General features: G+C 71.3%; 22 protein-coding genes. 11 read left to right on the top strand and 11 right to left on the bottom strand.

What is annotated here, in order from left to right:
• The first annotated feature begins 74 nt into the window (after window positions 1–74).
• The 4 genes from ACIOGX_RS24875 (at window position 75) to ACIOGX_RS24860 (ending at window position 2,536) form a co-directional block, all read left to right on the top strand.
• Window positions 75–950: a helix-turn-helix transcriptional regulator gene (locus tag ACIOGX_RS24875; protein ID WP_356514279.1), complete on the top strand. Its 876-nt coding sequence runs from the start codon at window positions 75–77 to the stop codon at window positions 948–950.
• On the top strand, window positions 947–1,198 hold the full coding sequence (locus ACIOGX_RS24870; protein ID WP_356514281.1) for a DUF397 domain-containing protein: 252 nt from the start codon (window positions 947–949) through the stop codon (window positions 1,196–1,198). The genes ACIOGX_RS24875 and ACIOGX_RS24870 overlap by 4 nt, the downstream gene beginning before the upstream one ends.
• 142 nt (window positions 1,199–1,340) lie before the next feature.
• Window positions 1,341–2,027, top strand: a complete 687-nt coding sequence (locus ACIOGX_RS24865) for a pentapeptide repeat-containing protein (protein WP_401916311.1) — start codon at window positions 1,341–1,343, stop codon at window positions 2,025–2,027.
• Between the two features lie 29 nt (window positions 2,028–2,056).
• Complete coding sequence (locus ACIOGX_RS24860) at window positions 2,057–2,536, top strand: hypothetical protein (RefSeq protein WP_401916308.1); 480 nt, start codon at window positions 2,057–2,059, stop codon at window positions 2,534–2,536.
• Here ACIOGX_RS24860 and ACIOGX_RS24855 read toward each other — a convergent pair.
• The 4 genes from ACIOGX_RS24855 to ACIOGX_RS24840 all read right to left on the bottom strand — a co-directional run bounded on the left by ACIOGX_RS24855 (window position 2,526) and on the right by ACIOGX_RS24840 (window position 8,105).
• The gene (locus ACIOGX_RS24855) at window positions 2,526–4,589 is read right to left on the bottom strand and encodes a PQQ-binding-like beta-propeller repeat protein (RefSeq protein WP_401916305.1); all 2,064 of its coding nucleotides are present in this window, start codon (window positions 4,587–4,589) and stop codon (window positions 2,526–2,528) included. The two genes, ACIOGX_RS24860 and ACIOGX_RS24855, sit on opposite strands and share 11 nt — an antisense overlap.
• 289 nt (window positions 4,590–4,878) lie before the next feature.
• Window positions 4,879–6,540, bottom strand: coding sequence for a phospho-sugar mutase (locus ACIOGX_RS24850; protein ID WP_383974493.1), 1,662 nt, complete (start codon window positions 6,538–6,540; stop codon window positions 4,879–4,881).
• A 120-nt stretch (window positions 6,541–6,660) separates the two neighbouring features.
• A complete protein-coding gene (locus ACIOGX_RS24845; RefSeq protein ID WP_129770676.1) occupies window positions 6,661–7,488 on the bottom strand; it encodes a purine-nucleoside phosphorylase in 828 nt (275 codons plus the stop codon).
• Window positions 7,489–7,667: 179 nt separating this feature from the next.
• Window positions 7,668–8,105 carry a gamma-glutamylcyclotransferase gene (locus ACIOGX_RS24840; RefSeq protein WP_030355792.1) on the bottom strand — a complete coding sequence of 146 codons (438 nt, stop codon included), beginning with the start codon at window positions 8,103–8,105 and terminating at the stop codon, window positions 7,668–7,670.
• Window positions 8,106–8,517: 412 nt separating this feature from the next.
• Here ACIOGX_RS24840 and ACIOGX_RS24835 point away from each other — a divergent pair, with 412 nt between their 5' ends.
• Together ACIOGX_RS24835 and ACIOGX_RS24830 are read left to right on the top strand one after the other, a co-directional pair.
• A complete protein-coding gene (locus tag ACIOGX_RS24835) occupies window positions 8,518–9,957 on the top strand; it encodes an NAD(P)H-quinone dehydrogenase (RefSeq protein ID WP_356514289.1) in 1,440 nt (479 codons plus the stop codon).
• A 250-nt stretch (window positions 9,958–10,207) separates the two neighbouring features.
• A complete protein-coding gene (locus tag ACIOGX_RS24830) occupies window positions 10,208–11,275 on the top strand; it encodes a DeoR/GlpR family DNA-binding transcription regulator (protein WP_383974500.1) in 1,068 nt (355 codons plus the stop codon).
• Between the two features lie 273 nt (window positions 11,276–11,548).
• Here the strand turns inward: ACIOGX_RS24830 and ACIOGX_RS24825 are convergent, their stop codons facing one another.
• Both ACIOGX_RS24825 and ACIOGX_RS24820 read right to left on the bottom strand, forming a co-directional pair.
• Complete coding sequence (locus ACIOGX_RS24825; RefSeq protein WP_401916300.1) at window positions 11,549–12,127, bottom strand: TetR/AcrR family transcriptional regulator; 579 nt, start codon at window positions 12,125–12,127, stop codon at window positions 11,549–11,551.
• 102 nt (window positions 12,128–12,229) lie between these two features.
• Window positions 12,230–13,984: a biotin carboxylase N-terminal domain-containing protein gene (locus tag ACIOGX_RS24820; RefSeq protein WP_356514295.1), complete on the bottom strand. Its 1,755-nt coding sequence runs from the start codon at window positions 13,982–13,984 to the stop codon at window positions 12,230–12,232.
• A gap of 306 nt (window positions 13,985–14,290) precedes the next feature.
• On the opposite strand from ACIOGX_RS24820, the gene ACIOGX_RS24815 reads away from it, so the two are divergent.
• Window positions 14,291–14,758 (top strand): hypothetical protein, encoded by a 468-nt coding sequence (locus tag ACIOGX_RS24815; RefSeq protein ID WP_401916297.1) that lies wholly within the window; start codon window positions 14,291–14,293, stop codon window positions 14,756–14,758.
• A gap of 44 nt (window positions 14,759–14,802) precedes the next feature.
• Here the strand turns inward: ACIOGX_RS24815 and ACIOGX_RS24810 are convergent, their stop codons facing one another.
• Entirely contained in the window at window positions 14,803–15,183 is a 381-nt protein-coding gene (locus tag ACIOGX_RS24810) for a helix-turn-helix domain-containing protein (RefSeq protein WP_356514299.1), read from the bottom strand.
• Window positions 15,184–15,281: 98 nt separating this feature from the next.
• Between ACIOGX_RS24810 and ACIOGX_RS24805 the strand changes: the two genes are divergently transcribed.
• Window positions 15,282–15,689 carry a RidA family protein gene (locus tag ACIOGX_RS24805; protein ID WP_401916294.1) on the top strand — a complete coding sequence of 136 codons (408 nt, stop codon included), beginning with the start codon at window positions 15,282–15,284 and terminating at the stop codon, window positions 15,687–15,689.
• Between the two features lie 31 nt (window positions 15,690–15,720).
• Here the strand turns inward: ACIOGX_RS24805 and ACIOGX_RS24800 are convergent, their stop codons facing one another.
• From ACIOGX_RS24800 to ACIOGX_RS24785, 4 genes are all read right to left on the bottom strand, one after another.
• On the bottom strand, window positions 15,721–16,335 hold the full coding sequence (locus tag ACIOGX_RS24800; RefSeq protein ID WP_401916291.1) for a Maf family protein: 615 nt from the start codon (window positions 16,333–16,335) through the stop codon (window positions 15,721–15,723).
• 73 nt (window positions 16,336–16,408) lie between these two features.
• A complete protein-coding gene (gene mmpB, locus ACIOGX_RS24795; RefSeq protein ID WP_356514305.1) occupies window positions 16,409–16,537 on the bottom strand; it encodes a morphogenic membrane protein MmpB in 129 nt (42 codons plus the stop codon).
• Between the two features lie 102 nt (window positions 16,538–16,639).
• Window positions 16,640–16,846: an acyl-CoA carboxylase epsilon subunit gene (locus ACIOGX_RS24790; protein ID WP_129770666.1), complete on the bottom strand. Its 207-nt coding sequence runs from the start codon at window positions 16,844–16,846 to the stop codon at window positions 16,640–16,642.
• Window positions 16,847–16,869: 23 nt separating this feature from the next.
• Window positions 16,870–18,483 (bottom strand): acyl-CoA carboxylase subunit beta, encoded by a 1,614-nt coding sequence (locus tag ACIOGX_RS24785; RefSeq protein ID WP_356514307.1) that lies wholly within the window; start codon window positions 18,481–18,483, stop codon window positions 16,870–16,872.
• A gap of 118 nt (window positions 18,484–18,601) precedes the next feature.
• On the opposite strand from ACIOGX_RS24785, the gene ACIOGX_RS24780 reads away from it, so the two are divergent.
• From ACIOGX_RS24780 to ACIOGX_RS24770, 3 genes are all read left to right on the top strand, one after another.
• Window positions 18,602–19,480: a biotin--[acetyl-CoA-carboxylase] ligase gene (locus tag ACIOGX_RS24780; protein ID WP_356514309.1), complete on the top strand. Its 879-nt coding sequence runs from the start codon at window positions 18,602–18,604 to the stop codon at window positions 19,478–19,480.
• A gap of 256 nt (window positions 19,481–19,736) precedes the next feature.
• Window positions 19,737–20,888, top strand: a complete 1,152-nt coding sequence (locus ACIOGX_RS24775) for an adenylate/guanylate cyclase domain-containing protein (RefSeq protein WP_356514311.1) — start codon at window positions 19,737–19,739, stop codon at window positions 20,886–20,888.
• 102 nt (window positions 20,889–20,990) lie between these two features.
• Window positions 20,991–21,791, top strand: coding sequence for an enoyl-CoA hydratase-related protein (locus tag ACIOGX_RS24770; protein WP_356514313.1), 801 nt, complete (start codon window positions 20,991–20,993; stop codon window positions 21,789–21,791).
• Window positions 21,792–21,874: the final 83 nt, after the last annotated feature.

The following is a 21,874-nucleotide window of genomic DNA, read 5'->3' as shown; positions in this document are numbered from 1 at the left end:
TCGGAGAGTCATAAGGTGGTCAACTGACCGATACTCTGACGGCGTCGGGAGAGCACGCCACTGGAAGGGGACTCGTGGCTGTAAGCGTCAATGCGAACGCGATCTTCGCCATGCGCCGCGTGGGCGAGGAACTACAGCGTCTCCGCGTCGAAGCCGGTCTCCAGCAGGAAGCGGTGGGGCAGGCGCTCGGCGTCTCGCGGTACACCGTGGGCAAGATCGAGCGCGGCAGAGCGTTCCCCACGGACGAACAACTCCCCAAGCTGCTCAAGCTCTTGAAGGTGACGCCGGAGGAACGAGCCGGGATCGTCGCGACGATCGAGCAGGGCAGGTCGTACGGTCGCACGTGGTACGAACGGCCCGAGATCCAGGCCCTGTTCAGCGGCGACTCGTACCGATACCTCTCGCTCGAAGATGCCGCGGAACGCATCTCGCTCCACTCGGGAACGTACGTTCCGGGGCTCCTCCAGACTCGTGAATACGTCGAGGCGATCGTCGCCTTCGGTCAGAAACACGAGAGCACGGAGCGCCGTGAGACATTCGTCGATGCGAGGCTGAGGCGACAGGAAGTCCTCACCCGCAGAAACCCGCTTACGGTGGACGCGCTGTGTCTGGAGTCCGCGCTGCGGGCTGTTGTCGGCGGACCGGAGGTCATGCGTGCGCAACTCCGGCATCTGGTGGCGTGTGCTCAGCAGCAGAGCGTCACTCTGCGAGTGATCCCTTTCGCAGCCGGAGCCGCGAGTGCTTCAGGTGCGACGTTCACCATCCTCGACTTCCCCGGGGCTGACCATCGCAGCGTCGTGTCGCAGGAGCGAGCACGAGGTGAAACCCTTCAGGACGATCCTGCGGAGGTGCGTCGCAGCCGCCGGAAGTTCGCCGACCTGGCAGATCAAGCACTGGGTGAGGAAGCAACCATCCGGTGCATTGAAGAGATCGAGAAGGGACTCCAATGAACAGCCCGAAGGATGACCTCTACGTGGCACCGCTCGACGGCGAGTGGGAGAAGTCCTCGTTCAGCGCCGGCTCGGGTAACGACTGCGTTCAGATCATGCCGATCGACGGCGGCGTCGCCTTCGGCGACACCAAGCGCCGCGACCTGGACGGTGCGTTGCGGTTCACCGACAAGGAGATGCTGGCCCACATCCTGGCCGTCAAGGCGGGCCAGTACGACCACCTCATCCCCGACGGCACCGAACTCTGAGCGGCACGGCACGCCGGCGGTCGAGGCGTGAACGCGCTTCCATAGCAGCCACGTTGGGTACGGACGGTCCGGGGTAATCCGTAACTTGGCGGCGGAGGCGCATCAGCACCGGTGACCGACCCACCGCCCTGAAAGGCTGTTGATGGACACCCGCACAATCCGCCGCACGAGCGTCACACTGCCTGCCCTGAACGAGCCGGGCCGCTACCTCTCCCACGTCACCTCGTTGGAGGGCGGCCGTGGCCGGGTGGCGGAGTTCCACTACGCCGACGCCGATCTGCGGGACCTCGACCTGGCCGACACCCACCTGATGGACGGGAGGATCACCGGTCTCAAGGCCCGGCGCACCCTACTGGAGAAGCTCCGCGTCGACTCCGTGGAGTTCACCGGCTGTGACCTGTCCTCCCTGCGGTGGACCGACAGCAGGATCTCCCGAGCCGTCTTCCGCGGCTGCAAGCTCATGGGCGCCGCGCTCGAAGACGTCACGCTGGACAACGTGCTGTTCGAGAACTGCACGTTGGACTACAGCACCCTCACTCGCGTCCGGGCCGTCGGGCCCGTGATCTTCGCCAGGTGTTCGCTGCGGGAGGCCATTTTCAGTGCCGTCGATCTGGGCGCCGCCCTGATCGACGACAGCGATCTGCGGCTGACCGAGTTCGACGGCGGGAAGTACCGCGGCCTCGACCTTCGGGGCAGCGACCTGTCCCAGCTCCGTGGCGTCGCCTCGCTCAAGCAGATCGTCATCGACCGGGCCCAGACACTCCAGCTGGCCGAGGCTCTCGCCGTCGAGCTGGATGTCACCTTCGGCGAAGACCTCGACGACACGTAGCCCCGCATCTGCCCTCGGGAGGCACAGCCATGGGCCCGCGACTCGTATTCGACACGTTCGACGACATACGCGGCCGGTGCGACATCACACCGGTCCGGCTGCTTGGCAGCGAGCCCGGCTACGACGACGACGCCATCGTCCCCGGCGACGACTGGACGCCCCTGACTGCCGACGAGGCCGAGCAGCACCGAGCCGACGACTCGACGCCGGACAGCGTCCGGATCGAGCTCGTACGCCACCCGCTACCGGATCTCGATCCGGACGATGTGGCCGGCCGCCTCGAAACCGCCGCCCGCCTGGATCCGCTCAAGGGCCACCGGCCCCCTGCCCTCCTGGGCTGTACGGCCAGCCCCGCCAACTGGGCCACCACCACGGAGGACACCGCCACCGGCCGGCGCATCGGCCTGCGTGGCGGCCGGCCACCGAGCGCGAGCAGCGTGATCGCTCCGGCGCCCGCGCGCCCCGTGGTCAACGAGGGGAGCCCGGGGCGGCGGGGGCCTACGCCGTGATCGCGTAGAGCGTGCCCGAGGCGCCCGTCGCGTAGGCCGTGGAGCCGGAGAGCAGGGGGCCCGTGCGGAGTTGTTCGCCGGCGGGGAAGTCCCACTTCTTCTTGCCGGTGGCCGCGTGGAGCGCGTGCAGGGTGGTGCCGGCCGCCACGCAGACCGTGCCGTTGTCGGCGCTCGGGGCGGGGTGGATCTCGGTGGTGAAGGGGGTGTTCCACCTCGGGGCACCGGTCTTCGCGTCCCAGGCGTACAGGGTGGTCTTGCCGCAGACGTAGACCGTGTCGCCGGACACGACCGGGGGGCCCTGGAACGAGCCGCCGTCCTCGGCGGCGGTCAGCCACTTCTCCTGGCCGCTCGTGGACACCGCCGACACGGACGTGCCGTTCTCGCCGAAGACGGTGAAGAAGACGGAGTCACCGGCCACGGCCACGTCCGAGATCCGGACGGCCGAGGTCAGGTGCTTCCATTTCCGCTTCCCGGTGGCCGGGTCGTACGCGTACAGGGCGCCGCCGCTGCTGGTGTAGACCGTGCCGTCGGCTATGCGCGCGGATTCGGCGTATTCGAGGTCGGCCGAGGTCTCCAGCAGGATCTTCCCGGTCGACGTGGACACCGCGTACAGCACGGCGGAGGTGCCGCTGCCGCCCAGGAAGCAGACGGTGTCGTCGGACGCCGACGGGGCCGCGTCGGCGACGTCCAGTTCGGAGGAGGCCCACTTCCGCTCGCCGGTGGCCGCGTGCAGCGCGCGCAGGACATCGCCGACCACGACGCAGACGGTGTCGTCGGTCACGGCCGGGGCGGGCACGAGCGGGCCGTCCGTGGCGCCGGTGGTATGGGTCCACTGATCGCCGCCCTGGTCGGCCGAGACCGCGTACAGGCCCTTCCGGCCGGGGAAGTAGACCATGCCGTTGGCCACCGTCAGCGCCCCGTCGGCGTCGTCGCGGCCGTCGCCTGCGGCGACCGTGGACTTCCAGCGTGGGGTGCCGGGCCGCTGCGGGACCGTCGGGGTCTCCTCGGGCGCGGGGGTGCCGGCATCCGTGTCGTCGTCGGTGCCGGAGGACTGCCAGACGCCGTAACCGATCCCCGCCGCGGCGGTGACCCCCACGAGGCCGAGCAGCGCCCTGCGGCGGGTCATACCGGACGAGGGGAGTGCCGTGGGCGGTGGCGCGTCGGTGAACTGGGCCGTGGAAGCGTTGAGTTGTACGGTCCTGGCGACCGGTTCGGGGAGCCAGCCGTGGGCCGGGGGAGGCGCGGCGTACGCCCCGGCCCCGGACAGGTGGTGCATCAGCTCGGCCACGGTGGGGCGTTGGCCGGGGTCCTTGGCCAGGCAGTGCTCCACCAAGGGCCGCAGGCCGGGCGGAAGGTGCTCCAGGCCGGGCCTCTCGTGCACCGTTCGGTAGTGGAGCCCGTGCGCCGACCCCGTGCCGAACGGCCCGGCTCCCGTCGCCGCGTACGCGAGGACCGCTCCGAGGGAGAACACATCGCTGGCCGGGCTGACCCGGTCGTCCGTCAGCTGCTCGGGGGACATGAAACCGGGGGTGCCCACCATCACCCCGGTCTGGGTCAGGGCGCTGGCGTCGCTGACGACGGAGATGCCGAAGTCGATCACGCGCGGGCCGTCGTGGGCGAGCAGGATGTTCGAGGGCTTCAGGTCACGGTGGACCACCCCCGCCGCGTGGATCGCCCCCAGCGCCTCGGCCAGCCCCGAACCGAGCGTCAGGACACGCTCCGGCGGCCATGGACCGTGCGCGGCGACGGCCTCGCTCAGCGCCATTCCCGGTACGTAGACCGTCGCCAGCCAGGGGGGAGTGGCGTCGGGATCGGCGTCGACCACACCCGCGGTGAAGGCGCCGTTCACGCGCCGGATCGCGGTGACCTCCCGGACGAACCGGCGGCGGAACTGCGGGTCCTCCGCCAGGTCCGGGCGGACCACCTTGACGGCCGCCATGCGCCCGCCCCGCGAACGCCCCAGGAACACGCTGCCCATGCCGCCGGAGCCGAGCCGGCCCACGAGACGATAGGGCCCCACCTGCTCGGGGTCCCCGGCACGCAACGCCTTCAACGCCTCCACCACGTACCCCCGCCGAACCTGGTGCCGGTCGCGGCACCGCGGCTGTCTGTCGGATCCCTGCGAAGTCAGCCACATTACTGGGAGTACGCGCCCACGCGGGGCAGGGGGTTGGGATCCGCCGCCGGACAAGTGGCCTGTGGCGGGCCCGCGTACGACAACCGCGTACGACAGCCGGATACGACGGCCGCGTACGACAGTCGGATACGACGGCCGGGTACGACAGTCGGATTCGACGGCCGGGTACGACAGTCGGATACGACGGCCCGGTACGACGGAACGGTCAGATGCCGGCGACCGCCGCCAGGTCACGCTTCATCGCCGCCAGCGTCGCCGTCGCCGTGTCCCGTGCCGCCGTCAGGGCCGTCGCGTCCGCGACCGGGATCACGACCTCCAGGTAGCACTTCAGCTTGGGCTCGGTGCCGCTCGGCCTGACGATGACGCGGGCACGGTACGCGCCCTCCAGGTGGTAGCGGAGGCCGTCCGTCGGGGGCAGCGCGTCCGTACCGCGTGTGAGGTCCTCGGCGGAGGCGACGCTCAGGCCGGCCAGCTCCGTCGGCGGCGTCTCGCGCAGGCGGCGCATCGCGGCGGCGATCAGGGACAGGTCCCGGACACGGACCGACAACTGGTCCGTGGCGTGCAGGCCATGGGTGACGGCCAGATCGTCCAGCAGGTCGGTGAGCGTGCGGTCCTTGGCCTTGAGTTCGGAGGCCAGCTCGGCCACCAGCAGCGCGGCCGTGATGCCGTCCTTGTCGCGGACGCCGTCGGGATCGACGCAGTAGCCGAGCGCCTCCTCGTATCCGTACCGCAGGCCCTCGACGCGGGCGATCCACTTGAAGCCCGTCAGCGTCTCCTCGTAACCCAGCTCCGCCGCCCCGGCGATCCGGCCGAGCAGCGACGACGAGACGATCGACTCGGCGAAGGTGCCCGTCGCGCCCTTGTGGACGAGATGGGCCGCGAGGAGCGCGCCGACCTCGTCGCCGGTCAGCATCCGCCAGCCGCTGACGGCCGTGTCGTCGGGGACGGCGACGGCGCAGCGGTCCGCGTCCGGGTCGTTCGCGATGATCAGGTCGGGCCGTACGCGCCGGGCGGTGGCGAAGGCCAGGTCCATCGCGCCCGGCTCCTCCGGGTTCGGGAACGCCACGGTCGGGAAGGCCGGATCGGGCACGGCCTGCTCCGCCACGAGCGCGGGCTCGGGGAAGCCCGCGCGGGCGAAGGCCGCCAGGAGGGTTTCCGTACCGACGCCGTGCAGCGCCGTGTGGACCACGCGGGCGGTGCGGGGCGTGCCGGGGGTCAGGACCGCGTCCGTACGTGCCAGGTACGCGGCCAGGACGTCGTCGCCGAGGATCTCCCAGCCGTCGTCGGGCCGGGCCACGCCGGCCAGCGGGCCGACCGCGGCGATCCTGGCCGCGATCTCGCCGTCGGCGGGCGGCACGATCTGCGAGCCACCGCCGAGATAGACCTTGTAGCCGTTGTCCTGGGGCGGGTTGTGGCTGGCGGTGACCTCCACACCGGCGACGGCGCCGAGATGCCGTACGGCGAAGGCCAGTACGGGCGTCGGCAGCGGCCGGGGCAGTACGGCGGCGCGCAGCCCGGCGCCGGTCATCACGGCCGCGGTGTCCCTGGCGAAGTCGGCGGACTTGTAGCGGGCGTCGTATCCGATGACGACCAGCCCGTCACCATGACCCTGGGCCCTGAGATACGCGGCGAGACCTGCCGCGGCGCGGATGACCACCGCGCGGTTCATCCGCATGGGCCCGGCGCCCAGCTCGCCGCGCAGCCCGGCGGTGCCGAACTGGAGCGTGCCGGCGAACCGTTCCGCCAGGGTGGCGGTGTCCCCGGCGTCGATGATCTTGCCGAGCTCCTCGCGGGTGTCGCTGTCGGGATCCTCGGCCTGCCAGGCCTTGGCCCGTGCGACGAGGTCCTGATACGTGGCGTCCTGCACGGTGGGGGGCACCTCCTGGTAGCTGTGACGCCGGGGCCGACGGCATGGCCCCGGCGGGATGTCATTCCCGGCTCGGACGTGACCTAGTGCCGCGACCGGGCAAACATTGCCGGAGAGGGTCTAGACGCGCTGGAGCACCTGGGCGAGCAGGGCGCCCATCTGCGTCGCCGAGTCGCGGCCCGCCTGGAGGACCTCTTCGTGGTTGAGGGGCTCGCCCGAGATGCCCGCGGCCAGATTCGTGACCAGGGAGATGCCGAGCACCTCGGCGCCCGCCTCACGGGCCGCGATGGCCTCCAGGACGGTGGACATGCCGACGAGGTCGCCGCCCAGGACGCGGACCATGTTGATCTCGGCCGGCGTCTCGTAGTGCGGGCCGGGGAACTGCACGTACACCCCCTCTTCGAGGGCCGGGTCGATCTCCTTGCACAGCGCGCGCAGCCGCGGCGAGTACAGGTCCGTGAGGTCGACGAAGTTGGCGCCGACGATGGGGGAGACGGCCGTCAGATTGATGTGGTCGCTGATCAGCACGGGCTGGCCGGGGCGCATGCCCTCGCGCAGTCCGCCGCAGCCGTTGGTCAGCACGATGGTCTTGCAGCCCGCGGCGACCGCGGTACGCACGCCGTGCGCGACGGCGGCGACCCCGCGGCCCTCGTAGTAGTGCGTGCGGCCCAGGAAGACCAGCGCGCGCTTCTCGGCGATCCGGTACGAGCGGATTCTGCCGCCGTGACCGGCCACGGCCGGCGGCGGAAAGCCGGGGAGATCGGTGACGGGGAACTCCGCCTCGGGCGTGCCGAGCGCGTCGACCGCCGGTGCCCAGCCGGAGCCCATCACCAGGGCGACGTCATGGGTCTCGGCGCCGGTCAGCTCGCGCAGGCGGGTGGCGGCGGCGTCGGCGGCGGCCAGGGGGTCGGATCCGTCGGCGTTGGCCGGGATAACAGATGCGTTCACGCGGATGAGGGTAGCCGGTCATGCCCTACGCGCGTAGATGGTCGTCGCACGGTCATGACATCGTTGTGTTGTCGTTTCCAACGAAAACAGCGGCCATGCGCCGCTTCCCCGGTTCCCGCCCGGTTCTTCCCCGGTTCCCCCGGAGGTCCCGCGCGGTTCGCCCGCCCGTCCGGCCCCCGTCAACAGGGGCGCTTGCGCAGCTCCATCACATAGTCGTGCGGGGCGCCCGCAGACTCCGCCGCGTCGGCCAGCTCGCCCAGATAGCGCGCCGAGGGGAGACCGCCCTCGTAGCCGTTCAGGACGTACATCCAGGTCGGCTCCTCGCCGTCCAGGGTGTGCACCCGTACCCGCATACGGCGGTAGATGTCGAGCCCCACGCCCTCCCAGCGGTCCATGGAGTCCTCGTCCATCGGGGCGATGTCGTACAGCGCGACGAAGACCTGGGAACGCGGCGCCTCCACGACCGTGGCCAGCGCGCCCTCCCAGCCCATCTGCTCGCCGCCGAAGGTGAGCCGCCAGCCGTTGAGCCAGCCGGTGCCGCGCAGCGGGGAGTGCGGGGCGCGGCGCGTCATCAGCCGCGCGTCGAGGTTGCCGGCGTACGCGGCGTAGAGCGACATGGGGTCGAGGGTACGGGAGGTACGGGCGTGGGCTGTTTTTTTGAGGGCTCGGTTCGCCTCCGGGGCGCTTCAAGTCTGCGTCGACGGTCGACCGTGCTCGATTCGCTCGTTCCTCACGAACCTCCGCGCGCTCTCCCTTTCGACGCCGACGCGCCCCTTCGGCTCACTCGCCGCCGGGAGGACAGCAGCCGGAACGTATCGGCGCCCCTGCCCCTTGCGGTGACCTGAGGGCCGGGTTTGGCGCGGCCGGAGGCGAACCGAGCCCTAGAGAAGAAGGCCGCCGGGCACCCCGGGGGGAAGGTACTTGAAGCGTGCGGGACAATGGAGTACGACTGCATCCCCCGGGGCTCCCCCCGGAACCCCGGCCGGGGTGGCAGACGGGCCGGGTTGACAACGCGAGGCGGACTTTTTCGTGACCCGGATCGTGATCATCGGTGGCGGCCCCGGCGGCTACGAGGCGGCTCTCGTCGGGGCCCAGCTCGGCGCGGAAGTGACCGTCGTCGACTGCGACGGACTCGGCGGCGCGTCGGTGCTGACCGACTGCGTACCGTCGAAGACCCTCATCGCGACGGCCGAGGTGATGACCACCTTCGACTCCTCGTACGAGGAACTGGGCATCATCGTCGCGGACGACACCCCTCCCCTTGAGCAGAAGGCCCGCGTCGTCGGGGTCGATCTCGGCAAGGTCAACCGGCGTGTGAAGCGGCTCGCGCTCGCCCAGTCGCACGACATCACGGCCTCCGTCACCCGGGCCGGCGCGCGGGTCATGCGCGGGCGCGGGCGGCTCGACGGACGGCAGGCCGTGGACGGCTCGCGCCAGGTGATCGTGACCGCGGCGGACGGCACGGAGGAGTCGCTCACCGCCGACGCCGTGCTGATCGCGACCGGCGCGCACCCCCGCGAGATCCCGGACGCGAAGCCCGACGGCGAGCGCATCCTCAACTGGACGCAGGTCTACGACCTCGACGAGCTGCCCGAGGAACTGATCGTGGTCGGCTCCGGTGTCACCGGCGCCGAGTTCGCCGGTGCCTACCAGGCGCTCGGCTCGCGCGTCACGCTCGTCTCGTCCCGTGACCGCGTCCTGCCCGGCGAGGACCCGGACGCCGCCGGTGTGCTGGAGGACGTCTTCCGGCGCCGCGGCATGAACGTGATGTCCCGCTCCCGCGCCGAGGCCGCCAAGCGCGTGGGCGACCGGGTCGAGGTGGCCCTCTCCGACGGCCGGGTCATCTCCGGTACGCACTGCCTGATGGCCGTCGGCGCCATCCCGAACACGGCGGGCATGGGACTGGAGGAGGCCGGCGTCCTGGTCAAGGAGTCCGGCCACATCAAGACCGACCGGGTCTCCCGTACCTCCGCGCCGGGCGTCTACGCCGCCGGTGACGTCACCGGGATCTTCGCCCTCGCCTCCGTCGCGGCCATGCAGGGCCGGATCGCGATGTACCACTTCCTGGGCGACGCGGTCGCCCCGCTCAACCTCAAGACCGTCTCGTCGAACGTCTTCACCGACCCGGAGATCGCTACCGTCGGTTACAGCCAGGCGGACGTCGACGCCGGCAAGATCGACGCGCGCGTCGTCAAACTGCCGCTGCTGCGCAACCCGCGCGCCAAGATGCAGGGCATCCGGGACGGCTTCGTCAAGATCTTCGCCCGCCCCGGCACCGGGATCGTCGTCGGCGGGGTCGTCGTCTCGCCGCGCGCCAGCGAGCTGATCCATCCCATCGCGCTCGCCGTCGACAACAACCTGACCGTGGAACAGATCGCGAACGCCTTCACCGTCTACCCGTCCCTGTCGGGCTCGATCGCCGAGGTGGCACGGCAGTTGCACACCCGGAAGACCGGCGAGGAGGGCTGACGGACGGGCGCTCCGCGGGACGCTCCGCGGGGCGCTCCGCGGGGCGCTCCGCGGGGCGCTCCGCGGGGCGCGAAGGCACCGCGGTTCGCCTGCGTGAAGGCGTCGTTCGTGAGCGCGTCGCCCTGGCCGGTACGGGCTTCGCCGCTGCTGACGCGGCCTTATACCACTGTGCGTACCCGTCTGTGTACAACTTCTGTTATTCGGCGCAAACTGCTGAAAGTAGACGGCGGTTGGGGTTACTGTCAGTTTCGTGTTCGCTGCAGAACGTCGCCAATTGATCCTCGAAATGGTGCGCGCCAACGGGGCCGTGTCGCTCCGTGAGCTCGCCCGCGTCGTCCAGACCTCCGAAGTGACCGTACGGCGGGACGTGCGGGCGCTGGAGGCCGAAGGACTCCTCGACCGCCGGCACGGCGGTGCGGTATTGCCGGGCGGATTCACGCGAGAATCCGGCTTTCCGCAAAAGTCCCATCTCGCAACGGCGGAGAAGACGGCCATCGCCGATCTCGCCGCGAGTCTCGTCGAAGAGGGCGAGGCCGTGGTCGTCGGCGCCGGTACGACCACGCAGGAGCTGGCCCGTCGGCTCGCGCGGATCCCCGGCCTGACCGTCGTCACCAACTCGCTGCTCGTCGCGCAGGCGCTCGCGCACGCCAACCGGGTCGAAGTCGTCATGACCGGCGGCACGTTACGCGGCTCGAACTACGCGCTGGTCGGCAGCGGGGCGGAGCAGTCCCTCCAGGGTCTCCGGGTCACCCGCGCGTTCCTGTCCGGGAGCGGACTGACCGCCGAGCGCGGGCTGTCCACGTCCAACATGCTCTCGGCGAGCGTGGACCGGGCGCTGGTGCAGGCCGCGGCGGAGGTCGTGGTGCTCGCCGACCATACGAAGCTGGGCACCGACACGATGTTCCAGACGGTGCCGACGGATCTCATCAGCAGGCTGGTGACCGACGAGCCGCCGGCGCATGACGACCGCGCGGCGACGGAGCTTCAGGCGCTGGCGGACCAAGGAGTGCAGATCGCGGTGGCCGGCGCGGTGGCCGGCGGAGCCGGCGGTTCGGCGGGCGGGGTGTCCGGGGGCGCGGCCGGTACGGGGTCCGGGTCCGTCGCGGGGACCGGCGGCTCGGGCGGTGAGGTGCATCCGGCGGGGCGGCAGTCGCGTCGTGACGTACCGCTTCCGGGGCAGCGCCGCACGCATGCGGCGGGTCCGGGACAGGGGCCGGGGAACGGGGGGCCGGGTCCGCAACTGCGGAGCGCGGCGGCGTCGCTGGCGGCGCAGGAGCCGGGGGAGAGGGCGCGGGTAGCGGACTTGCGGCGCCGGTAACGCCTCCGGCTGGGGGGCGTGGTCGTGGGTTCGTTTCGCTGGGGCCGGTGGCCCGGGTCCGGGGTGCCGCCGGGTGGCCGTCCGGCCATGTACCACCGGAGACGCCGGACCCCGGCACCACCCACCGGCCCCGCGCCGCAGGCGCACACCGCACCCCGCGCCGCAGGCGCACCGCGCACCCCGGCGACAACCCGCACACGACCAACCCGCACACGACCACCGGCCTCAGCCGAAACGCACCCCGGACCACGGCCCCCAGCCGGCAGGCTCACCTCAGGGCCGTAGGCCCGTCAGCGTCAGCTTGAGCAGGCGTTCGCCCAGGCTCGGGTCCGACGATTGTTCCGCCGCCAGCGCGATCGCGTTCGTGAGTTGCAACAGGTCATCGATCGCGACCTCCTGCCGTACGTGCCCGGCCCGTTGCGCCCGTTCCAGGAGGCGTCCGCCCGCCTCTCGCATCGGCACGCTGCACTGCGACAGCGCCGAACTCTTGTCGTGCGACGCCGACATGAGCGCCTGCGAGAGCCCGCGGTACTCACCCGCATGAGTGATGAGCGCACCCAGCCATTCGACCAGGGCGCCGCACGGCTGGTCCGACTCGGCGAGTTCGCGGGAGCGGTCGATGAGGGAGGCGAGCGCTTCCTGGAAGACCGCGTTCATCAGCGCGTGGCGGTTCGGGAAGTGCCGGTAGAGCGTGCCGATGCCGACGCCCGCGCGGCGCGCGATGTCCTCCAGGGAGGCATCCGTGCCGTGTTCCGCGAAGCTGCGGCGGGCCTCCGTGAGCAGGCGTTCGTAGTTGCGGCGCGCGTCGGCGCGCATGGGACGGGGCAGTGCGTGTGCCGTACTGCTCGCCATTGGGGGTCCTCTCTGTCTCCGCCCGTGGCGTCAAGGATGCCACCGCATACGCCGGAGCCCCGCCCGATGTGCTCGGGCGGGGCCCAGGTCCTGTCCGGTCGGTCAGTCCTTGATTTCGCAGATGGTCGCGCCGGACGTGAGGGACGCGCCGACTTCCGCGGCGAGGCCCTTGATCGTGCCGGAGCGGTGCGCGTTGAGGGGCTGCTCCATCTTCATGGCTTCGAGGACGACGACGAGATCGCCTTCCTTGACCTCCTGGCCCTCCTCGACGGCGACCTTGACGATGGTGCCCTGCATCGGGGAGGCCAGGGTGTCGCCCGAGGCCGCCGAGGCGGACTTCTTGGCGGCGCGGCGCTTGGGCTTGGCGCCGGCGGCCAGGCCGGTGCGGGCCAGGGTCATGCCCAGGCTGGACGGCAGGGAGACTTCGAGGCGCTTGCCGCCGACCTCGACGACGACGGTCTCGCGGCCCGGCTCGTCGTCGGTCTCGGCGTCGGTGGGGGCCGCGAAGGGCGGGATGTCGTTGGTGAACTCCGTTTCCATCCAGCGGGTGTGGACGGTGAACGGGTCGGAGGTGAAGGCCGGGTCGGTGACGACCTTGCGGTGGAAGGGGATCGCCGTGGCCATGCCCTCGACCGTGAACTCGTTCAGGGCGCGGGAGGCGCGCTGGAGGGCCTGTTCGCGGGTGGCGCCGGTGACGATCAGCTTGGCGAGCAGGGAGTCCCAGGCGGGGCCGATGACCGAGCCGGACTCGACGCCCGCGTCCAGGCGGACCCCGGGGCCGGAGGGCGGGGCGAAGGTGGTGACGGTGCCGGGGGCGGGCAGGAAGCCGCGGCCCGGGTCCTCGCCGTTGATGCGGAACTCGAAGGAGTGCCCGCGCACGGCCGGGTCGCCGTAGCCGAGGGCCTCGCCGTCGGCGATGCGGAACATCTCGCGGACCAGGTCGATGCCGGTGACCTCTTCGGTGACCGGGTGTTCCACCTGGAGGCGGGTGTTGACCTCCAGGAAGGAGATCGTGCCGTCGGTGCCGACGAGGAACTCGACGGTGCCCGCGCCGACGTAGCCGGCCTCCTTGAGGATCGCCTTGGACGCCGCGTACAGCTCGGCGTTCTGGGCGTCGGAGAGGAAGGGCGCCGGGGCCTCCTCGACCAGCTTCTGGTGGCGGCGCTGGAGGGAGCAGTCGCGGGTCGAGACGACGACGACGTTGCCGTGCGAGTCCGCCAGGCACTGGGTCTCGACGTGGCGGGGCTTGTCGAGGTAGCGCTCGACGAAGCACTCGCCGCGGCCGAAGGCGGCGACGGCCTCGCGGACGGCCGACTCGTACAGTTCCGGGACCTCTTCGAGCGTACGGGCGACCTTGAGGCCCCGTCCGCCGCCGCCGAAGGCCGCCTTGATGGCGATCGGCAGGCCGTTCTCCTTGGCGAACGCGACGACCTCGTCGGCGCCGGAGACCGGGTCGGGGGTGCCGGCGACCAGCGGGGCGCCGGCGCGCTGGGCGATATGGCGGGCGGCGACCTTGTCGCCGAGGTCGCGGATGGCCTGCGGAGGCGGGCCGATCCAGGTGAGCCCGGCGTCCAGCACGGCCTGAGCGAACTCGGCGTTCTCGGAAAGGAATCCGTAGCCGGGGTGGATCGCGTCCGCACCGGAGTCCTTGGCCGCCTGAAGCACCTTGGCCATGTCGAGATAGCTGGCTGCCGGGGTGTCACCGCCCAGGGCGAACGCCTCGTCTGCCGCGCGGACGTGCAGGGCGTCCCGGTCCGGGTCCGCGTAGACGGCTACGCTCTGGATCCCGGCATCCCGGCAGGCACGGGCAACGCGGACAGCGATTTCGCCACGGTTGGCGATGAGCACCTTGCGCACGATGGCTCCCTCCTTGAAAACAAGCTGAGTTTAGGGACTGCCGACACGCCCCATGGATCCGTCCCCCATGGTGACCTTGCCCACACGGCGCGTGGTTCGAGGCTCGTTCAGAAGGCGAAATCCCTTGTGGCACCACGGTACGCCGGGATCCCCCGTCGCACAGTAGCGCTCGGATGTGGTCCACCTCTCTGTCCGAGTACCCCTCGGCGGATCGCGATTCTTTGTGGAGTCCCTACGAATGGCCGAATGATTCTCTGCACCCGCCGGGGCCCTTGTCCGGAGGTTTACCGGTTAGTAGCGTTCGCGATGTCCTACGTACTACCGGTAACAGGGGAAGAGGGTGGCGCCGTGGCGCGCAGACCGGTGGCCTGGGTGGCCGCGGTGGTACTGCTGTTCGAGGCGGTCGGCGTCGTGTTCGTCAACGGCGTGCTGGCGACGGTTGTCGACAATCAGCGCATGTCCCTGGCCGGACTCGACCCGTCCGCCATGTCCCTCGGCGCGTGGGTGATGGGCGGCGTCCTCGGCTGCTTTCTCGTGCTCATCGCGGCGATTCTGGTACGTACCGGCATCAAGGACCGCGTTCCGGGCCGGTTCGGCAGGGTCGCGCTCATCACCTGCGCGGTCGTGCACGGGGTGCTCGGCGCGGTGACGATGGGGCTGGTGGGGTGGAGCGCCTTCGCGCTCATGATGGTCGTGCTGGGGCTGATCGTGCTGGTGCTGGTGGGGTACGAGCCCGAGCGGGCCGCCGCGGACGACGGGCCGGCCGCCGCCTGAGTCCGGCCGCCGCCTGAGTCCGGCCGCGGCCCGCGCCTGCCCGGTCAGGAGTCGAAGCGGCTGCGGGAGGACTCGATGTGGCCGAGGTACTGATGGGTCCAGTCGCACATCCGGCCGACCGTCTCCCGCAGCGCCCGGCCCGGTTCGGTGAGGGTGTACTCGACCCGCGGCGGCACGGTGGGGTGCACGGTCCGGTCGACCAGACCGTTGCGCTCCAGCATGCGCAGGTTCTGGGTGAGCATCTTGTGGCTGATGCCCTCGATCCCGTTCCGCACCTCACCGAAGCGCAGGGTGCCGTCGCCGAGCGCCTCGATGATCAGGAGCGCCCACTTGTTGGCGACGTCCGAGAAGATCTCCCGGGCCAGCGAGTCCGCGCGCGTCAGGTCGGCTTCGTCGGGCGAGCCGTCGTACTTCGTGGTCACCATCAGGTTCCCCAGTCACCGAAAAGTGCGTTCTTCCACGTCGGCGCTCACTCTCCTACGGTTCTTCAGTAACCACAAGAGACCACGAGGAGCGGAGAAGCATGGCCATCACTCTGGTGAACCCCGGCGGACTGCCGGAAATCGATGTCTACCGGCAGGTGTCGGTCGCGACCGGATCGAAGCTGGTCTTCATCGCCGGACAGGTCGCCTGGGACGCCGAGGGGAGCACGGTCGGCGAAGGTGACCTCGCGGCGCAGGTCGAACAGTGCTACCTGAACGTCGGCACCGCCCTGGCCGAGGTCGGCGGCTCCTTCGAGGACGTGGCGAAACTGACCGTCCACGTCGTCGACTGGACCCCCGACAAGATGCCCCTGTTCCTGGAAGGACTGGCCCGTGCCGCCGCGAAGCTGGGGATCACGCCGCTGGCGCCGGGCACGCTGATCGGCGTCGCGGCGCTGGACGTGCCCGAGCATCTGGTGGAGGTCGAAGCCACCGCGGTCCTCGACTGAAGGGGACCGCACAGGCGCCGGTGGGGCCGGTTCAGGCCCACAGATCGGTGATCGTGACGCCGTGTTCGCCGAGCAGCCGGCGCAGCAGCGGCAGCGACAGGCCGATGACATTGCCGTGGCTGCCGTCGATCGCGTCGACGAAGGGCGCGGACCGGCCGTCCAGGGTGAAGGCGCCCGCGACGTGGAGGGGTTCGCCGGAGGCGACGTACGCGGCGATCTCGGCGTCCGTCGGATTCCCGAAGCGGACGGTGGTCGAGGCGGTCTCGGCGGCACGGCGGCCGGTCGTCGTGTCGATCACGCAGTGACCGGTCCGCAGGATTCCGTCCCGCCCGCGCATCGACTTCCAGCGGGCGGTGGCCTCTTCGGCGTCGGCGGGCTTGCCGAACGCCTCGCCGTCGAGTTCGAGGACGGAGTCGCAGCCGACGACCAGCGCGCCGGCCGTCGCGGGGAGCGCGGCCACGGCGGTGGCCTTGGCCTCGGCCAGAACGAGCGCCAGTTCGGCGGGGGTCGGGGCGGAGAGGGCGTCCTCGTCGACGCCGCTGACGATCACCTCGGGGGCGAGCCCGGCCTGCCGGAGCAGTCCGAGACGGGCGGGGGAGGCGGAGGCGAGAACGAGCCGGCGGCGCTGATCGGTCATGCGGGCCATCGTAGGTCGCGGCGTCCGGCCGCTACGGGGGAGGTCCGCCGGGGGCGATCGGCGGGAAGTCCGCCGGAGGCGGTCAGCGGAGGCCGAGCACGAGCATTGCCAGCACCACCGCCAGCGCGAGCAGCACACCGGCGCGGCGCAGCATGAGCTGCGCGTCGCGCATCTCCCTGGGGGGCTCGTTCTCCGGATCGGACCACAGCATGGGACCGATACTCCGGCCGCCGGGTCCGTAGCGCCTGAGTACGTGTACTCAGGCGCTACCGTGCCGACGGCCTGTCCTCGCGCCCGGCCCGGGGGGTGGTGGTCAGCCGGGCCAGTACGTGCGCGCCCACGCCCGCGGCCCCGGCTCCGGGAGCCGGCGGCGGGCGATCCGCGTCGGGGCGGACCACTCGGCGGGGGGCGGGGCCGCGTCCGACGGCGAGTCCGCCATCGCCGCGGCACGGGCCCGCACCACCGCGAGTGCGGCGGCCAGCTCTTCCCGGGTCGGATTTCCTCGTACAACCTTGATCACTGTTCGGCGCCCTTCCCGGTGTCCTAGAGGGGGATGTTGCCGTGCTTCTTCGGAGGCAGGCTTTCCCGCTTCGTCCGCAGTTGACGCAGGCCCTTGACGATGTGTGCCCGGGTGTCCGAGGGCATGATGACCGCGTCGACATAGCCGCGCTCGGCCGCCACGTACGGATTGAGCAGAGCGTCCTCGTACTCCTGGATCAGTTCGGCGCGTGTCTCCTCCTGCGCCGTCGCGTCACCGGCCGCGGCGATCGTGCGGCGGTGCAGGATGTTGACGGCGCCCTGCGCGCCCATCACCGCGATCTGCGCCGTCGGCCAGGCCAGGTTGAGGTCCGCGCCCAGATGCTTGGAGCCCATGACGTCGTAGGCGCCGCCGAAGGCCTTGCGGGTGATCACCGTGATCAGCGGGACCGTGGCCTCGGCGTACGCGTAGATCAGCTTGGCGCCGCGCCGGATGATGCCGCCGTACTCCTGGTCGACCCCCGGCAGGAACCCCGGGACGTCGACGAACGTCAGCACCGGCACATTGAAGGCGTCGCACGTACGGACGAAACGCGCGGCCTTCTCGGAGGCGTTGATGTCCAGACAGCCCGCGTACTGCATCGGCTGGTTCGCGACGATCCCGACCGGGAAGCCCTCGACCCGGCCGAAGCCCGTGATGATGTTCGGCGCGAACAGCGCCTGGGTCTCCAGGAATTCGGCGTCGTCCAGTACGTGCTCGATGGCCGCGTGCATGTCGTACGGCTGGTTCGCGGAGTCCGGGATCAGCGTGTCCAGCTCGCGGTCCTCGTCCGTCGGCTCCAGCGAGGCTTCCTCGGGGAAGGCGGGCGGCTCGGACAGATTGTTCGAGGGGAGGTACGACAGCAGGGACTTGACGTAGTCGATGGCGTCCTTCTCGTCGCCCGCCATGTGGTGCGCGACGCCGGAGGTCGTGTTGTGCGTACGGGCGCCGCCCAGCTCCTCGAAGCCCACGTCCTCGCCGGTCACCGTCTTGATGACGTCGGGGCCCGTGATGAACATGTGCGAGGTCTGGTCGACCATCACCGTGAAGTCGGTGATCGCGGGCGAGTAGACCGCGCCGCCCGCGCACGGGCCGACGATCAGGCTGATCTGCGGGACGACACCCGAGGCGTGCACATTGCGGCGGAAGATCTCGGCGAAGAGACCGAGGGCGGCCACGCCCTCCTGGATCCGGGCGCCGCCGCCGTCGTTGATGCCGATGACCGGACAGCCGGTCTTCAGCGCGAAGTCCATGACCTTCACGATCTTCTCGCCGTAGACCTCGCCGAGCGAGCCGCCGAAGATCGTGAAGTCCTGCGAGTAGACACAGACAGGACGGCCGTCGACCGTGCCGTAACCGGTGACGACCCCGTCCCCGTACGGGCGGTTCTTCTCGATGCCGAAATTGGTGGAGCGGTGCCGGGCGAACTCGTCCAGCTCGACGAAGGAGCCCTCGTCCAGCAGCAGATCGACCCGCTCGCGGGCCGTCAGCTTGCCTTTGGCGTGCTGCTTCTCCACGGCGCGCGCGGAACCCGCGTGCGTGGCTTCCTCGATACGGCGCTGGAGGTCCGCGATCTTTCCCGCGGTGGTGTGGGCGGCGGTTCCGTCGGGGATTCCTCGGGCGTTTTCCGGCTCGGACATCGGGATGCGGCTCCCTGCGGGGTCACGGATGCGGGTGTTCCGGGTGCTACTGATCCGTAGGGTATCGGCGCCCATACCGTTCGGCAGTGCGGTGTTGGCCACACCTAGGGTGGCTTGCATGACGGATCCCCATGCACCAGAGAGCCGCTGGTCCGACCTCGAACGCCCCCCGCTGAACGAGCGCGCGCTGCGCCGCGGGCTGATCCGGCCCGGCGGGCTGTGGAGCTCGCTCGACGTGGTCGCCGCCACCGGATCCACCAACTCCGATCTGGCCGCGCGGGCCATGGCGGGGGCGGACGGCACACCGGGAGCCGCGGAGGGCACCGTACTGATCGCCGAGGAGCAGACGGCGGGCCGCGGCCGGCTGGACCGCCGCTGGTCGGCGCCCGCGCGCTCCGGGCTCTTCTTCTCCGTACTGCTCAGACCCGGCCCCGGCGTACCGGTCCACCGCTACGGCTGGCTGCCGCTGCTGACCGGAGTGGCCGTGGCGACCGGGCTGGCGCGGGCCGCGGGCGTGGACACGGCACTCAAATGGCCCAATGACCTGCTGGTGACCGTGGACGGGGAGGAGCGGAAGGCCGGCGGGATCCTCGCGGAGCGCGCGGGGGACGACGCGGTCGTGGTGGGTGTGGGCGTGAACGTCTCGCTGCACACGGCGGAACTGCCCGTACCGGCGGCCGGCTCGCTGGCCCTGGCGAACGCGGTGTCCCTCGACCGCGACACCCTGCTGCGCGGGGTCCTGCGGGCCCTGGAGCGGTGGTACGGGGAGTGGCGCGAGGCGGGCGGCGACCCGGCGCTCTGCCGGCTCCAGGAGGCGTACGCGGCGGGGTGCGCGACGCTGGGCCGCACGGTACGGGCGGTCCTGCCGGGCGACCGTGAGCTGCTGGGCGAGGCGGTGGCCGTGGACGGCGACGGACGGCTGGTGGTCGCGACCGAGGACGGCGCCAGACATCCGGTCGGGGCGGGCGACATCGTCCATCTGCGGCCGGCCTCCTGAGGCGCGCGTCGTCCGTACGAGGACGTCTTCCGGCGTCCGCGTTGTCCGTACGAGGACGTCTTCCGGCGTAGGCATATGCACGACGCACATGGCGCGGTCGCCGGGGCGGTCACCGGCGACGCCCCGTGACCGGACCGTCGCACCCGGATCCAGGTTGCTCACGCGATACGTGAGCCAGCGCACATCTGCCGTATCGTTGAGGCGGTCCACGACAGATCGGCAGGGCAGTGCGCAGGGAACGGGCAGGAGGCGGCTGGTGACCGTCGACGATTCGACTTCCGGCGAGGACGCGCAGCCGCCGTCGGAGTCTTCGGTACACCCCAACCCCCACCATGTCGTCGACCACACGGCCGAGCCGTCCGACGACCCGCTGGCCATCCGCCTCGAACAGCTGATCCTCGGCGCGGACCGCCGTTACACCGCCTTCCAGGCGGCCCGTACCGCCGGGGTCTCGATGGACCTCGCCTCCCGCTTCTGGCGCGCCATGGGCTTCGCCGACATCGGCCAGGCCAAGGCGCTCACCGAAGCGGACGTACTGGCCCTGCGGCGGCTCGCCGGTCTGGTGGAGGCGGGGCTGCTGAGCGAGCCGATGGCGATCCAGGTCGCCCGCTCGACCGGACAGACCACCGCCCGGCTGGCGGAGTGGCAGATCGATTCCTTCCTGGAGGGCCTGACCGAGCCGCCCGAGCCCGGCATGACCCGTACGGAAGTCACGTACCCCCTGGTGGAGCTGCTCCTGCCGGAGCTGGAGGAGTTCCTCGTCTACGTGTGGCGGCGCCAGCTCGCCGCCGCCACGGGCCGTGTCGTCCAGGCCGCGGACGACGACGAGATGGTCGACCGCCGCCTCGCCGTCGGCTTCGCCGACCTCGTCGGGTTCACCCGGCTGACCCGTCGGCTGGAGGAGGAGGAACTCGGCGAGCTGGTCGAGGCGTTCGAGACGACCGCGGCCGACCTCGTCGCCGCGCACGGCGGCCGGCTGATCAAGACCCTCGGCGACGAGGTCCTGTTCGCGGCGGACGACGCGGGAACGGCCGCGGAGATAGCGCTGCGCCTGATAGAGACCATGACCCACGACGACTCGATGCCGGCGCTGCGCGTCGGGATCGCGTTCGGGACGGTCACGACGCGGATGGGCGACGTGTTCGGCACGACCGTGAACCTCGCGAGCCGGCTGACCTCCATAGCGCCGAAGGACACGGTGCTGGTCGACGGCGCGTTCGCGGAGGAGCTGATCCGCACGGGCGACGCCCCGGCCTCCGAGGCGCAGGCGGCGGAGGCCGCGGCGAAGGCCGAGCACGAGGGCGCGGCGCTGCCCTCGTACCGCTTCGGGCTCCAGCCGATGTGGCAGCGGCCGGTGCGGGGACTGGGTGTGGTGGAGCCGTGGCTGATGGGGCGGCGGAACACCTAGGGCGGTCCCAGCTCTTCCAGGCCCGGTGCGGCTCCCCGCCGAGCCGCCCCCCTAGGATCGGTCCGGCCAAGGTGAACTGTCGTTAACCGGGAGGGTGCGGTCGTGACGGAGACTGAGCAGAGGTTCGGGGAGTTCGTCGTCGTACGGCGGCACGGTCATGTCGCCGAACTGGCCCTGGACCGGCCCAAGGCCATGAACGCCGTCTCCAGCGAGCTGGCCCGGTCCCTCGGGGCCGCGTGCGCCGCGCTCGGCGCCGACCGGGACGTCCGGGTCACGGTGCTGACCTCCACCCACGCGCGGGCCTTCTGTGTCGGCGCGGACCTCAAGGAGCGCAACTCCCTCAGCGACGCCGAACTCGTGCGCCAGCGCCCGACCGCGCGGGCCGCGTACACCGGCGTACTGGAACTGCCGATGCCGACGATCGCGGCGGTGCACGGCTACGCGCTGGGCGGCGGCTTCGAGCTGGCGCTCGCCTGCGATCTGATCGTCGCCGACCCCACGGCGGTCGTGGGGCTGCCCGAGGTGTCGGTCGGGGTGATCCCCGGCGGCGGCGGTACGCAGCTGCTCCCGCGCCGCGTCGGCGCCGCGCGCGCCGCGGAACTGGTCTTCACGGCACGGCGGGTGGCCGCGGCCGAGGCGGCGGCGCTGGGGCTGGTCGACCAGCTCGTGGACGAGGGCGCCGACCGGGACGAGGCCCTGGCCCTGGCCGGCCGTATCGCCGCCAACTCGCCCGTCGGCCTGCGCGCCGCCAAGCGCGCGCTGCGGCTCGGGCACGGGCTCGACCTGCGAGCGGGGCTGGAGGTCGAGGACGCCGCGTGGCGGTCCGTCGCGTTCTCCGGAGACCGGGCGGAAGGGGTCGCCGCGTTCAACGAGAAGCGCGCGCCGCGGTGGCCCGGTGAGTGAGCACGCGCCGCGGCGCGCGGTACGGGTGAACGCGTCATGATCACCCATCGATCCGGATGATCAAATCCCGTCAAACCGTCTTA

Source organism: Streptomyces sp. NPDC088147, assembly GCF_044741565.1.
Lineage (GTDB): Bacteria > Actinomycetota > Actinomycetes > Streptomycetales > Streptomycetaceae > Streptomyces.
The sequence above is the reverse complement of the archived record's forward strand: the minus strand, read 5'-3'. Positions and strand labels throughout refer to the sequence as shown.

Excerpts from the sequence above, each read along its gene's own strand:
- ACIOGX_RS24780 (WP_356514309.1), top strand. The coding sequence starts at position 18,602 with ATGACGGATCCCCATGCACCAGAGAGCCGCTGGTCCGACCTCGAACGC.
- ACIOGX_RS24870 (WP_356514281.1), top strand. The coding sequence starts at position 947 with ATGAACAGCCCGAAGGATGACCTCTACGTGGCACCGCTCGACGGCGAG.
- ACIOGX_RS24865 (WP_401916311.1), top strand. The coding sequence starts at position 1,341 with ATGGACACCCGCACAATCCGCCGCACGAGCGTCACACTGCCTGCCCTG.
- ACIOGX_RS24785 (WP_356514307.1), bottom strand. The coding sequence starts at position 18,483 with ATGTCCGAGCCGGAAAACGCCCGAGGAATCCCCGACGGAACCGCCGCC.
- ACIOGX_RS24800 (WP_401916291.1), bottom strand. The coding sequence starts at position 16,335 with ATGGCCCGCATGACCGATCAGCGCCGCCGGCTCGTTCTCGCCTCCGCC.
- ACIOGX_RS24815 (WP_401916297.1), top strand. The coding sequence starts at position 14,291 with ATGTCCTACGTACTACCGGTAACAGGGGAAGAGGGTGGCGCCGTGGCG.
- ACIOGX_RS24810 (WP_356514299.1), bottom strand. The coding sequence starts at position 15,183 with ATGGTGACCACGAAGTACGACGGCTCGCCCGACGAAGCCGACCTGACG.
- ACIOGX_RS24825 (WP_401916300.1), bottom strand. The coding sequence starts at position 12,127 with ATGGCGAGCAGTACGGCACACGCACTGCCCCGTCCCATGCGCGCCGAC.
- ACIOGX_RS24805 (WP_401916294.1), top strand. The coding sequence starts at position 15,282 with ATGGCCATCACTCTGGTGAACCCCGGCGGACTGCCGGAAATCGATGTC.
- mmpB (WP_356514305.1), bottom strand. The coding sequence starts at position 16,537 with ATGCTGTGGTCCGATCCGGAGAACGAGCCCCCCAGGGAGATGCGCGAC.
- ACIOGX_RS24860 (WP_401916308.1), top strand. The coding sequence starts at position 2,057 with ATGGGCCCGCGACTCGTATTCGACACGTTCGACGACATACGCGGCCGG.
- ACIOGX_RS24840 (WP_030355792.1), bottom strand. The coding sequence starts at position 8,105 with ATGTCGCTCTACGCCGCGTACGCCGGCAACCTCGACGCGCGGCTGATG.